This is a genomic window from Streptomyces cinereospinus (genome assembly GCF_042430725.1).
Classification (GTDB): domain Bacteria; phylum Actinomycetota; class Actinomycetes; order Streptomycetales; family Streptomycetaceae; genus Streptomyces; species Streptomyces cinereospinus.
Window position 1 is genome coordinate 25,409 of sequence record NZ_JBHMCY010000048.1, and the last position, 13,228, is coordinate 38,636.

The 13,228-nt window shown below is 71.3% G+C and carries 9 protein-coding genes; 6 read left to right on the forward strand and 3 right to left on the reverse strand.

Translation table 11 applies throughout. From position 1 onward, the window contains the following. The first annotated feature begins 276 nt into the window (after window positions 1-276). The 6 genes from ACFF45_RS23235 (at window position 277) to ACFF45_RS23260 (ending at window position 6,584) form a co-directional block, all read left to right on the forward strand. A complete protein-coding gene (locus ACFF45_RS23235) occupies window positions 277-1,632 on the forward strand; it encodes an MFS transporter (RefSeq protein WP_381348369.1) in 1,356 nt (451 codons plus the stop codon). Window positions 1,633-1,639: 7 nt separating this feature from the next. Beyond that, window positions 1,640-2,530 carry a cyclase family protein gene (locus ACFF45_RS23240; protein WP_381348370.1) on the forward strand — a complete coding sequence of 297 codons (891 nt, stop codon included), beginning with the start codon at window positions 1,640-1,642 and terminating at the stop codon, window positions 2,528-2,530. Window positions 2,531-2,556: 26 nt separating this feature from the next. Continuing rightward, complete coding sequence (locus tag ACFF45_RS23245; protein ID WP_381348371.1) at window positions 2,557-3,156, forward strand: NADPH-dependent FMN reductase; 600 nt, start codon at window positions 2,557-2,559, stop codon at window positions 3,154-3,156. An 18-nt stretch (window positions 3,157-3,174) separates the two neighbouring features. After that, window positions 3,175-4,305, forward strand: a complete 1,131-nt coding sequence (locus ACFF45_RS23250; protein ID WP_381348372.1) for an FAD-dependent monooxygenase — start codon at window positions 3,175-3,177, stop codon at window positions 4,303-4,305. Between the two features lie 94 nt (window positions 4,306-4,399). Further along, entirely contained in the window at window positions 4,400-5,335 is a 936-nt protein-coding gene (gene kce, locus ACFF45_RS23255) for a 3,5-dioxohexanoate:acetyl-CoA acetone transferase (RefSeq protein ID WP_381348373.1), read from the forward strand. Next, entirely contained in the window at window positions 5,322-6,584 is a 1,263-nt protein-coding gene (locus ACFF45_RS23260; protein WP_381348374.1) for an amidohydrolase family protein, read from the forward strand. Before kce ends, ACFF45_RS23260 begins: the two co-directional genes overlap by 14 nt. Window positions 6,585-7,138: 554 nt before the next feature. Here the strand turns inward: ACFF45_RS23260 and ACFF45_RS23265 are convergent. The 3 genes from ACFF45_RS23265 to ACFF45_RS23275 form a co-directional block, all read right to left on the reverse strand. Next, window positions 7,139-9,739 (reverse strand): ricin-type beta-trefoil lectin domain protein, encoded by a 2,601-nt coding sequence (locus tag ACFF45_RS23265; RefSeq protein WP_381348375.1) that lies wholly within the window; start codon window positions 9,737-9,739, stop codon window positions 7,139-7,141. 531 nt (window positions 9,740-10,270) lie between these two features. Beyond that, window positions 10,271-11,911 carry a bifunctional 3-(3-hydroxy-phenyl)propionate/3-hydroxycinnamic acid hydroxylase MhpA gene (gene mhpA, locus ACFF45_RS23270; RefSeq protein WP_381348376.1) on the reverse strand — a complete coding sequence of 547 codons (1,641 nt, stop codon included), beginning with the start codon at window positions 11,909-11,911 and terminating at the stop codon, window positions 10,271-10,273. 252 nt (window positions 11,912-12,163) lie between these two features. Then, window positions 12,164-13,120 (reverse strand): amidohydrolase family protein, encoded by a 957-nt coding sequence (locus ACFF45_RS23275; RefSeq protein WP_465269423.1) that lies wholly within the window; start codon window positions 13,118-13,120, stop codon window positions 12,164-12,166. Window positions 13,121-13,228: the final 108 nt, after the last annotated feature.

Genomic DNA, 13,228 nt, shown 5'->3' on the forward strand with positions numbered 1-13,228 from the left:
GCCATTCAGTGCTCGATCTCCTAGCGTAGGCGACACCCCAAAGCAACGCTGCGGTAACGGAAATCAGGTACCGCGGCGTCGGCTCGCCGCCCCGGGGGCAGCCTCGGCGGCCGACCGCGTCGAAGACCGACGCCGGTCCGTGCTCTGACCCGCCGCGCCCAGAAGGCCGGCCCGGGACGGGGACGGCTTCCGCACCCCGGCCGACGGCCGGTGAGTGCCGTCTCCTGGCCCCCTCTCGCCTCCGTGGGGCCTCGACCGATCAGGAGTGCCCATTACGTGAACGGACTTCTCACACCACGCGCCGAGCGCGTCCGCAGCCCCTGGTGGGTCACCGTCGGCTCCGGGCTCGCCATGGCGGTCAGCGCCGGCCCGGTGATCATGAGCACGCAGAGCCTGTTCGTCATCCCCCTCGCCGCGGAGACGGGCTGGAGCCGCGCCACGGTGACGGCCGCGTTCACCTTCATGGCTTTGGGCCAGGCGATCGGAACACCGGTCGTCGGCCACCTCCTGGACCGCTTCGCCTTCCGCTGGGTCGTCGTGCCGTCCTGGCTGCTGTACTGCCTCTGCCTGACCCTGGCCACCGTGGTCCCGCGCACCCTGCCGCTCTTCTACGTGCCGTACTTCCTCGCCGGTTTCTTCGCCGGCGGCACGCTGATCCCCTTCATGAAGGCCGTCTTCAGCTGGTTCGACAGCAAACGCGGCACGGCGGTCGGGGTGACCGCCTCGCTCTCCGCGCTCGGCTCGACCCTGGCCCCCCTGCTCGCCAGCTTCCTGCTCACCAGGTACGGCTGGCAGACCACCTACCGATGGCTGGCCCTGCTGGCGCTCGTCGTCTCGATGGTCATGGTGTTCGGCCTCGTCCGGGTCCGGGCCGAGCGCAGCGTCCGCGGCCGGCTGCTCAAGGAGGCGAAGGAGGACGACCACACGGTGAGTCTCGAACTGCCGGGGCTCACCGTCCGGGAAGCCCTGCGCGGCACGGACTTCTGGCTGATCGCGGTCAACCTCTGCCTGATCGGCGTCGCCGTGGTCGGCCTCCAGGGAAACATCGTGCCCATGGTGGCCGACCAGGGCATCTCCTCCGGCCGGGCCGCGGCCCTGCTGACGGTCTTCGGTCTGACGTCACTGCTCGGCCGGATGCTCGGCGGCGTCCTCCTCGACCGTTTCCAGGCGCCCCACGTGTGCGCCGCCGTGATCCTCTGTCCGGTGGCCGGCATGTTCCTCCTGAACGTCTCGTTCGCCGGCGCGGCCGTCGGCGCGGCGCTGATCGGCCTCGCCTTCGGCGTCGAGATCGATCTGCTGCCGTACTTCATCAGCCGCTACCTGGGCATGCGCCGTTTCGGGTCGCTCCTCGGCCTCCTCAACGCAGCCGTCATGCTGACCTCGGCGTTCGGCCCGCTGGCCGTCAACCTCGGCTACGAGCTGCTGGGCAGCTACGACGCCGTCATGCCCTTCCTCGCCGGCGTCCTGCTGCTGTGCGCCGTCCTCGTCCTGCGCCTGGGCCCCTACCCCTACCCCGCCGCCACCGGCTCCGACGGCGTCGCCGCCCAGGACGGGACGGCGGATGCCGCCCTGCGCACCGGACCCCTGTTGACATCCCCGCCCGCCGGGCACCACCCGCACGAGAGCAAGTGAGCGACCGATGACGACATCACCCGACAGCACCAGGGACGTCCCCACGAACTGGGGCCGGTGGGGACCCGACGACGAGTCCGGCACCCTGAACTTCATCACGGACGAGGCACGGGCCCGTGGCGTGGCGGCCGCGACCACCGGACGCGTGGTGTCGCTGGCCTTCCCCGTCCGGCCCGCCCCCTTGGTCGGCCCGGTGCCCTTCGGGGACGGCGGTCTGCCCACCGGGGTCATGCAGATGATGGCGTTCAACGGATCACCCACCCGGGTGCTCACCGACGTCCTGGTCCTCAACACGCACCACGGCGCCGTCACGCACATCGACGCCCTGGCCCACGTGCCCGCCGACGGCCAGGTCTACCCCGGTCGTCCCCTGAACGAGGCGGTCGTGGGCGGATCGCTCCGGCACGGCTCCACCACCCCCTTCGCGGCCGGGATCACCACGCGGGGCGTCTTCCTCGACCTCGCACCGGACGGGCGTCTCGAACCGGGCCACGCCGTGACCGGCCAGGATCTCGCCGAGGCCGAACGGCGCACCGGCACTCGGCTCGCGTCGGGAGACGCGCTCGTCGTCCGGGGCGGCTGGCGGGTCGCCGACCATCTGACGGAGCAGGTGCCCTGCATGGACATCAGCGCCGTGCGCTGGATGGCCGAGCGTGAGGTGAGCGTCTACGCCGGTGACATAGGGGACCTGCCGCCCGTCCGTCCCGGCGGCCGGCCGCCGGTGATGCACCAGGTCGCGCTCGCCCGCCTGGGCATGCCGCTCATCGACAACGCCGACGTGGCCGCGCTGGCGACGGCATGCGGTGAACTCGGCCGCCACACCTTCCTGTTCGTGGTCGGCGCGGCGCCGGTCACGGGCGCCACCGGGTTGCCGGTCAACCCCCTGGCCATCTTCTGACCCCCGTGAGTCGACAGGAGTCGCACATGTCCAAGTTGGCGATCATCGTGGCGAGCACCCGGCCGGGCAGAACCGGCCCGGTCGTCGCCCGGTGGGTCGAGACGGAGGCGAGGAGACACGACGGCTTCACCGAGGTCGAGCTGGTGGATCTCGCCGAGGTGAACCTGCCGTTCATGAACGAGCCGCACCACCCGCGGCTGGCCCGCTACACCCACCGGCACACCCGCGAGTGGAGTGCGAGGATCGCCGGCGCGGACGCCTTCGTGTTCGTGATGCCGGAGTACAACTACGGCTACAACGCCGAGTTGAAGAACGCCATCGACTACCTGCACCGGGAGTGGCACTACAAGCCCGTCGGACTGGTCAGCTACGGCGGTGTCTCGGCAGGCACCCGGGCCGCCCAGATGATCAAACAGGTGGTCACCACCCTCAAGATGACCCCGCTGTCCGAGGCGGTCTCCCTGCCCTTCGTGCAGCAGTTCGTCGGCGAGGACGGCACGCTCGTTCCGAACGAGGTCATGACCGCGTCCGCGACGGCCATGTTCGACGAACTGGCCCGGGTCACCGAGGCCCTGCGTCCACTGCGCACCCCCACACCTTCGACCGGACCGCACGCGGCGGTCTGACCGGAAAGGCTCTCACCCATGGCACATGATGTCTCGACAGCACTGATCGTCGGCGGCGGCATCGCCGGCCTCTCGGCGGCGATCGCCCTCAGCCGCGCGGGAGTGCAGTGCGAGGTCCTGGAGCTGGCCGACGCGCCCGGCGGGGCGTCGCTCGCCCTGTCCGGCCGGGCCACGGAGGCACTGGACGAACTCGGCGTGTACGACGCGCTCCACGCCCGCAGCACACCGTTCACCGACGGGACGACCGCGGCGCATCAGATGGACGAGCACGGACGGCTGCTCAGCAAGGGCCCGCAGCGACCGCAGTGGCCCGGCGCCAAGACCCCGCTCGGCGTGCACCGTCCCGCGCTGCTGGAGCTCCTGCAGGAGACGGCACAGGGTCTCGGCGCCGAGGTCCACAGGGGCGTGACGACCCAGACGGTGGACGAGCGCGGAGACGGGGTGTTCGTCACCACGACCGACGGCCGGGAAGCCCGCTACGACCTCGTGGTCGGCGCCGACGGGATCGGCTCCCGCACGCGCTCCCGGATCTTCCCCGAGAGCCCCAGGCCCGCCTACTCGGGGCAGTTCAGCTTCCGCTGGATGCTGTCCGGACCGCCCATCGAGGGCGAGGGGTGGTACAACGGCCCGGAGGGCAGGCTCGGTTTCTACCATCTCCCCGGAAACCTCATCTACGTACCCGCCGTGGTCGACCTGCCCGAGGGCACCTGGCTGACCGAAGAGGACACCTACGCGCACTTCACCCGGCTCCTCGACTCGTTCACGGCACCCGCCGTCGTCGAGCTCAGGCGCCGCCTGGCCCCGGGCGCGGACCTCATCGCCCGGCCCTTCGAGTGGATCCTCCTGCCCGCCCCCTGGTACCGGGGGCGCACCCTCCTCATCGGTGACGCCGCGCACGCGACGACCGCACACATGGGCATGGGTGGCGGGATGGCGATCGAGGACGCCGTCGTCCTGGGGCAGTGCGTCGCGAAGGAGCCCACCCTGCAGGCGGCCTTCGACGCCTTCATGGAGCGGCGATACGCGCGGGTCTCCATCGTCGTCGAGACGAGCGTGGCCCTGTCCCGTCTGGAGCAGGAAGGCGCCCCCACCACCGAGAACATGGCCGTGGCCTCCGCCGCGTTCATGGCCCTCGGACAGCCCTACTGACAACCCCGGCCCGCGGGGGCGCGTCCCGCGCCCCCGCACCCCATCGGCCCTGACACGCCCGGCGACGCCCGGGGCAGCAACGAGGAGAGCCCAGATGAAGCGGTCGCCGAAGGCGATCATCAGCTGTGCCGTCACCGGCTCGGCACACACCCCCAGCATGTCCGAGCACCTGCCGGTGACACCGGACGAGATCGCGGAGCAGAGCGTCGAGGCGGTGGCGGCCGGCGCGGCGATCGTGCACCTGCACGCCCGCGACCCGCGGACCGGGCAGCCGACCCCCGACCCGGATGTGTTCATGCGGTTCCTGCCGCAGATCAAGGAGCGGACGAACGCGGTCGTGAACATCACGACCGGCGGCGCCATGACCATGTCGATCGAGGACCGGCTCGCCGCGGCCCGCCGCGCCCGGCCGGAGCTGGCGTCGATGAACATGGGCTCGATGAACTTCGGCGTGTATCCCGCGGCCGAGGTCGACCGGGTGTGGAAGCACGACTGGGAGCAGCGGTATCTGCGCGCCTCCGAGTCGGCCGTCTTCAGCAACACCTTCGCGCAGATCGCCACCACCCTGCGGGAGCTGGGCGACGGCGCGGGGACCCGCTTCGAGTACGAGTGCTACGACGTGGGGCACCTCTACAACCTCGCGCACATGGCCGAGCGCGGACTGGCGAAGCCCCCGTTCCTCATCCAGTGCGTCTTCGGCGTCCTGGGCGGGATCGGTGCCGACTCCGACAACCTGCGGCACATGGTGACCATCGCCGACCGCCTGTTCGGCGACGACTACCACCTCTCGGCCTTCGCCGCGGGCCGGCACCAGATGCCGTTCGCCACGCACTCCGCGCTGCTCGGCGGCCACGTCCGGGTCGGGCTCGAAGACAGCCTGTACATCGGCCGGGGCGAACTGGCCACGTCCAACGCCCAACAGGTGGCGAAGGTGTCCCGGATTCTCACCGAGGTCGGCCGTGACATCGCCACCCCGGACGAGGCCCGCGCCATGCTCGGCCTCAAGGGGGCGGACCATGTCGGCTTCTGAGCGGCACCGCGGCGCGTTCGTCGTGCGGAACGTCCGCCTCTTCGACGGCGAGAACACCGTGGAGGAGGCGGACGTGGAGGTGGTGGGCGAGCGGATCGCCGCGGTCGTTCCGCGGCCCGGCGACCGCTCGTACGACACCGACCGGTACGGCGTCATCGACGGCGCGGGCGCCACGCTGATGCCGGGACTCATCGACTCCCACACCCACCCGGCGGGCGAGGCCCTCGCGTTGGCGATCCGGTTCGGCGTGACGACCGAGCTGGACATGTTCACGGTGCCCGAGCGCCTCGGCGACCAGCGCACCCGCGCCGCCGAGCGTGACGACGTCGCGGACATCCGGTCGGCGTCGACCGGCGCCACCGTCCTCGGCGGGCATCCGTCGATGCTGATCGGCCTGTCGTTCCCCGAGCAGTTCCCCGTGGTCGACGGCCCTAAGGACGCGGCGCGTTTCGTCCGGGACCGGATCGCCGAGGGAGCCGACTTCATCAAGCTCCTCATCGACGACGGAACCGCGATGGGGCATCCCTCGCCGACCCTGTCCGAGGAGACGGCCAGGAACGTGGTCGCCGAGGCCCACGCGCACGGGCTGCTCGCGGTGGCCCACGCGACGAGCGTGGCCAACACGCTCGCGGCGGTACGGGCCGGCGTCGACGGTCTCGTCCACGTCTTCATGGACCGGCCGCCGAGCGAGGAGATCGTCCGGACCATCAAGGAAGCGGGGGTCTTCGTCGTTCCGACCCTGGTGACGATGGGATCGATGGCCGGGGAGCTCACCGGCCGGTCGGTCGCGGACGACGTGCGCGCGCGGCCGTACCTCCCCGACGCGTGGCACCAGAACCTCTGTACCTGCTGGCAGTTGGGCAGTCCCAGCTCACTGCGGAACGCCATGCTCGCCACGGGGGCGCTGCACCGGGCCGGCGTCACCGTGGTGGCCGGCACCGACGCCGCCGACGTCGGCGTACTGGGCACGGCGCACGGCGTCAGCCTGCATCAGGAACTCGCCCTGCTCGTGGAGTGCGGGCTCACCCCGGCCGAGGCGCTCACCGCGGCCACGTCGGCGGCGGCGGACGCCTTCCGGCTGCCGGACCGCGGGCGCGTCGTGCCGGGCCGGCAGGCGGACCTGGTGCTGGTGAGCGGTGATCCGACGGCCGACATCACCGACAGCCTCTCGATCCGGGCCGTGTGGCGCCGGGGCCAGCGGCTGCGGCGCGTCACCGCCTCCCCGTCCCCGGCGGGCCCGGGCGGCTGACGGGGCGTCACGCACGCGGTGCGGCCGGAGGCAGCAGCACCTCGTCCACGCTCGCCGCCACCTCGTCGGCCGGCACCGGGCTCCGCTGCACGAAGTCCCGTCCGTGGCACGATGCCCAGGCCGCGGCCGGCAGCACGCACCAGCGCGCACCTGCCGGTCCCGGACGAACGGCAAGGTCGAACGCTTCAACCGCACCCTGCTGGACGAGTGGGCCCACGCCCGCCCCCACCGTTCGGAGCAGGAACGACGCGACGCCTTCCCCGGCTGGCCGCCCACCTGCGATCACCACCGCGGACCCACCGCGCTGAAGGGCCGGCCACCCGCCGGCCGCGTTCCCGACCTCACAGGGCCATACAGGCCAGGGGGGAGCCGCACGTTGGCGGGACCGGGCGCCGCCATGACGGCCGGCACCAGCACTCCGCGCACCGAGACCGTGCCGGCCCGCGGCCCCCGGCCGGCTTGTCGCCGGCCGGGGGCCGCGGGGTCGCTCAGCGCTTCACCCCTGTGGACGGTGTCCGGTCGGTCTTGTCCGTCCAGGGCGGGAGCGGGAGGGATCAGCCACGGGTCCATCTCTGGTTGGCGGCCCCGTTGCACGTCCAGATGATCGCCTGGGTGCCGTTGGCCGTACCGCCGCCGTAGGCGTCCAGGCACTTGCCGGACGCCACGTTGACGATCGACGCGTCGCTCCTGACGCGCCATTGCTGGCTCGCCGAGTTGTTGCAGTCCATGATCACGACTGCGCTTCCGTCGGCGGTCGCCCCGCCGCTGACGTCCAGGCACTCGGTGGGGAAGACCCTGAGCTGGTTGGAAGCCGTCGAGGTCCAGGTCTGATTGGCGCCGCCGTTGCAGTCCCACAGCGCCGGCCGGGTGCCGTTGTCGGTACGGCTGCCGGGTACGTCCAGGCAGCGCCCGGACTCCTGGCCCCTGATGGGTGCGGGCGTCGCGGCGCGCGTCCACCTCTGGTGGGCGCCGCCGTCACACGTGCTGATCACCAGTGCCGTGCCGTTGTCCGCGCCGTGGTCCCGGGCGGTGAGGCACTTGCCCGACGCGGGGTTGACCACGGACCCGTCGGCCCCCACCGTCCACTGCTGGGCGCCGGTGTTGTTGCAGTCCCAGATCTGTACCACCGTTCCGTCGGCGGTGCCTCCGCCGTCGACGTCCAGGCACTTGCCGGCGAACACGGTGAGCTGCCGGGCAGCGGTCTGCGTCCAGACCTGGTTGGCCTGGCCGTTGCACTCCCAGAGCATGACATCGGTCCCGTTGGCTTGCGCGCCGCCGGGCACGTCGACGCACCGACCGGATTCCCGGCCCTTGAGCACGCCGTCGTAGTCGGACGAGCCGCAGGTCGTGATCCCCGTGGTGTACGGGCACAGGACGGACGCGAAGCCGCCGTTGCGCTGCATCGGCACGGACAGGGTGTCCGTGCGGGAGACCACCCGGGTCTCCCGCACCAGCGGGCCGGAACCGTCGCGTACGGTCTCCAGGAGCCACCGGCCGTCGCCGAGGAAGCCGAGCGGTGACTGGAACGTCTTCGCGTCGACGGACGATATGCCGCCGACGTACCACCTGCCGCCCGCCCGGCGGGCCATGTACGTCTCCTGTCCGGGCGCGCCGGCCAGGAGCCGCGTCTCGTCCCAGGCCGTCGGGAGCTGATCGAGGATGCGCAGCGCTTCGGGCCGGGACTGGTAGCTCTCGGGGTTGTCCGCGTAGTGCTGCCAGCCCGACTCGAACACCACGGCGGTCGCCAGCTCGTGCGCGTCGGTGGTGTCCCGGTTGCTCATGCTGAAGACGACCGGGGTGAAGTCCATGCTGGAGACGACGTTGCGGGTGAAGGGGAGCACCGTGTTGCGCGCGGCCCGGTTGTTCTGCTGTTCCGCGCCGTAGACCGCCTCCCCGGTCATGACGTGCGGCCACGTGCGCTGCATGCCGCGCGCCGTGGCGGATCCGTGGAAGTTGACCAGCAGTTCGAGTTGCGCGGTCCGGGCGAGTACGGTGTCGTACCACCTCAGCGTGGGCTGGGTGAACTCGTAACTGAAGTCGATCTTCACGCCGGCCACCCCCCAGCTCTTGACGAGGGGCAGCCACCTTTCGCGCTGCTCGGCCGTCTGGAGGGCGGAGGAGTTGAACCAGACGATCAGCTTGACGCCGCGTGCGTCGGCGTAGTCCACGAGGTCCGGCAGCCAGCTCTCCTGCCAGCCCTCGTCGACCAGGACGTAGTCCCAGCCGTGGTGCTGGGCGAAGTCGATGTAGTCACGCTGGCGAGCGGGGTCGGAGGGACTGGAGTGCTCGGTCAGCCAGGACCAGGCGGAGGCTGCGGGCTCGATCCACGAGGTGTCGCCGACCCGGGACGGCGGGGCGAGGTCGTCGACGATCGTCGAGGTGGTGACGGTGGCCAGGTCGCCGACGGCCGCGGTACGCCACGGTGTGGACAGCGGCAGCGTCGCGGTCACCGGCGCGTTCGTGATCGTGGTGCTGTAGGTCGCCGAGCCGGCCTGGTGGGTCAGGCGGCTGCCGGCGTAGCGGCCGTCGAGGTCGGTCTCGGCGACCAACGCATAGGTCGATCCGACCTGGAAGAGGGCGGGAACGGCGTAGTCGTTCGCCGGAGCCGAACCCGCGGTGGTACGGATCCACTGGCCCTGGTCCTCACGGTGGCCGGGGACCAGCCAGGCGTTCGCCGTCGACGGTACCGTCCACGACGACGCCTCCCGCTCGACCGTCACGCTCCCCGACCCGGGGAGGATGTACCGGTAGGCGGCGCCGGTGCTCGACACCCGCACCACCACGTCCAGCCGGGCGCCGCCCGTGCCGGTGAAGGACAGGGTCGTCTGGGTGTACGCGGTCTGCTGGGTGCGCCTCTTGCCGGTGGTCATCGTGTAGGACTCGGTGACCGTCCGGTCCGCTCGCCCGGAGAATGTCAGGTTCTGCGTCAGGTCGGCGGCGGTGGTCTCGATGCCGATGGGGGCCGGGGTCAGCACGGGCGTGCCCTGCCGGGACACGCCGAATCTCAGCTCGCCGTCTTCGAGGATGACCTCGGCCGAGACCGGTGAGCCGGCGGACGGGCCGCCGATCGTCCACGTGGTGATCGCGTCCTCGGCCGCCCGGGCGGGGGCCGGGGGGAGGGCGACGGCCACCAGGGCGACAGCCAGCACGTACATCGCTAAGAGCGCGCTTCTGTATTTCCCTTCGAGCATGGGGGGGTGTCCCTTCGATGGGAGGAAGTGCGTCACAGTGTCCGGTCATGTTTGATTGGACGTCAACGCTTCGCACAGAAGTGAACACAACTCCAAGGAGTGGGTGCTGATCCGGGTCGAGTCACCGCGCGGTTGCCAGGGCCGGCACCGCCTCGCCGAACCCGGTGCCGAGTCGATCGAGCGGGAGCGGCGGGCCGGTGGCGACCAGGTGACCCACGACGGTCTCGCGCGGCGTCGGGGCAGCATGCGGCTTCACCGTGCCGGCCTGGGAGGAACTGCGCGTGGCGGATCCGGCCGCCCGGCACCCCGATGTCCGTGACAGCACGGTCGCCGGGCCCACTGACCGTCCGCCGACGTCTCACCGCACGTCGGGCTCGAGTGCGGTGAGACGTCCGGGGCGGGTGGCGCCGTGGCCTGTGCCCGGCCGCCCGAGCGGTTCCGCGGGGGCCGGTGCATGACTGTGCGAGCGCATCGGCGAGGCCGGTGCCGCGGCAACTAGTCGAAGGTGGCCAGCGGCTGGTCGGGAGCCGGCAGGGAAGGGGCGGTGGCGGCAGGTTGCCACAGTTGCTGCCGCAGTTGGACGACCAAGGCCTTCAGCTGAGCCCCGTCGACGGCAGCGCCGAAGAGGTAGAAATCAGGCCGCACGACGGCGGCGACGTGCCCGTGCTCGCGCAGGTGTGCCAGGTAGCCGCCGGACTCGTCGGTGTAACCCTCGGCCGGTGCGTCGTCGGTGTACAGAGGAACGATCGTGGCGCCGATGCCGCTGAGGAAGTCGTGGTCCGCGGTGTCGAGTGCGGCGAGCGGGGCGGCACCGTCGGACAGGATGGTGAACCCGCCGCCGGTGAGGTCGTCCAGCAGGGCGGTACGGCCCTGATGGGTGACCTCGTACTGGGGTGTCAGGTGGCCGACGTCAGGGGCCCGCGTACCGTCGGCGGACCGCTGGAGGACTCCGTCGCCCAGAACCGGCGGCGGGGTGGCCGGCAGCGCGTGCCGCGGATCGGCACCGGTGGCGATCATCCGCTCGTCGCGGGCCGCGGCGGCGTCGGGGTCGAGGACGCAGATGACCTGGCCCAGGGCCATGGACATGCCGATGGCGTGCTGGACGTGCTCGCTGCGTTCGGAGGTGTAGGTGTCGAGCAGAGCGGGGTCGGCGCGGCCGTCGAGGACGAGGCCGAGTTTCCAGGCGAGGTTCATCGCGTCGCGCAGTCCCGAGCACATGCCCTGGCCGGCGAACGGCGGCATCTGGTGGGCGGCGTCCCCGGCGAGGAAGAGCCGGCCCTCGCGCCAGCGGTCCACCCAGCGGGCCTGGAAGGTGTAGACGGTGTGCCGCTCGATCGTGGTGTTGTCCGGCGTACGCCCCCACGGCTCCAGCAGCCGCCAGGCCGCCTCCGGTGTGTTGAGTTCCTCGGCGTTCTCGTGCGGCAGCCGCATGAACTCCCAGCGCCGTCGGCCCGGACCACCGGACACGAGGGTGGTCGGCCGCTCGGGGTCACACAGCTGCCAGTTCTTCGGCGACCACTCGGCCTGGTCGTGCGGGAGCACGTCGACGACCAGCCAGTCGTAGAAGAAGCCGAGGTCGGTGACGGACGTGGCCATGGTGGAGCGGACGAAGCTGTTGGCGCCGTCGGCGCCGATGACGTACCGCGCGCGGACATCACCCGCGCCGTTGGCGGTCAACCGGACGGAGGTGTCGCCCGCTTCGAGGTCGACGACTTCGCACCCACGGCGGAGAGTGACCGTGGCGAGGCCTTCCACAGCGTTGGCAAGCACGGCTTCCAGCTGCGGTTGACTGAAGAAGTTGGCGGTGGGCCAGCCGGAGAGTCCGTTGCGCGACCAGTCGATACGCACCAGCGTCTCGCCGGCCGCGTTGCGCCACTCGTAGTCGTCGCGCACCGGATCGGTGAGCGCCCGGACCTCCTCCCCGACGCCGGCCGCCTGGAAGATGCGGCCGATCTCGTGGTCGAAGTGCGCGGCGCGGGGCAGGTCGTAGGGACTGGGCCAGCGTTCCAGGACGATGACGTCGTGGCCGGCCCGGCCCAGGAGCAGAGCCAGTGTCTGACCGACGGGGCCGAAGCCGACTATGGCCACGTCGTGGAGCCTTGAATCACTTTCTGTCACTGCTCTTCCGTTCCTCACTGTGCGTGACTGTGCGTGCCGGTCATCAGGGGCGGCGGGATCCCCGAGCGAGCGAAGGGATCACGGAGGCGGCAGTGGGGCCCAGTCGCCCGGGCCTTGGGCGCGCGTCAGCACCTGGTCGTATCCGGTCAGGGCCCCGGCCTTGACATCGGTCGCGACACCGGGCCGCCTGGCGCGGCGTCGGCGCGCCCGGCCGTCGGCCGTGTCCGCGCCGACAGGGACCTCGAACGGGGGAACTGGCGTGGGCCGGTGTCACAGCCGGAGCAGGCGTTCGGCGTTGAGGTGGGCGATCTTCGCCCGGTCCGCCTCGCTGATCGGTGCGTTGCGCAGGAAGTCGGTGGCCGTCGCCATGTCCTCGAAGGGGTAGTCGGTCCCGAAGAGGATGTGTTCGGGGCCCATGGCGAGCAGCGCGCACAGCAGCGGGGGTGCCGAGCAGACGCCGCTGGTGGTGAGGTAGAGGTTGTGGCGGACGTACTCCGAGGGGTTGCCCCGGGCGAGTTCCACGCCGTGGTGGTTGTGGAAGCCCCAGCGCGAGTCCAGGCGCCACAGCACGTAGGGCAGGCCCTCCCCCATGTGCCCCAGGAGCAGCTTGGCGTCGGGGAAGTCGTCGAAGACACCGCCAAAGATCATCCGCAGCACGTGTGAGCCGGTTTCGACACCCCAGCTCCACATCGGGCCGATGAGTTCGGGGTGCCCGTCCATGACGTGCGGGGTGTCGACGCCGTTGGCCGGGTGGAGGTAGAGGGGCACGTCGAGCCCCTCGGCGCGCTCCCACACCCCGCGCAGCTCGGGGGCGTCGAGGTAGCGGCCCTGGGTGTGCGCGTTGACCAGGGCGCCGCGCAGGCCGAGCTGGGTGACCGCCCGTTCCAGTTCCTTCGCCGCCGCCTGCGGGTCCTGCAGGGGCAGGGCCGCGAAGCCGGCGAACCGGGTGGGATGCTCCGCGATCAGACCAGCCAGCAGATCGTTGACGGCGGCGGCCTGTGTCACCGCGGAGGCGGGGTCCGGCTCGGCCTGGATGCCGGGGGCCGTGAGGGACAGGACCTGCATGTCGAGGCCGGCCGCGTCCATCTCGGCCAGACGTTCCCCGGTCAGATCGAGCAGCCGCCGGGACGCCTCCCGCCACTTGTCGGGCTGACCGATCGACGACCCCGCACTGTAGCCCAGCAGGTCCGGCGTGACGAAGTGCTCTTCGAGACCAATGGTCCGCAACGTGACACCCCTTTCACTATCGTGAATCGACTTCACCGATGGTGAAAGGACATGACAGTGCTGTCAAGCCTCGGGGCGTGAGAAAAGCGAACCGACAGGACCGCCGCG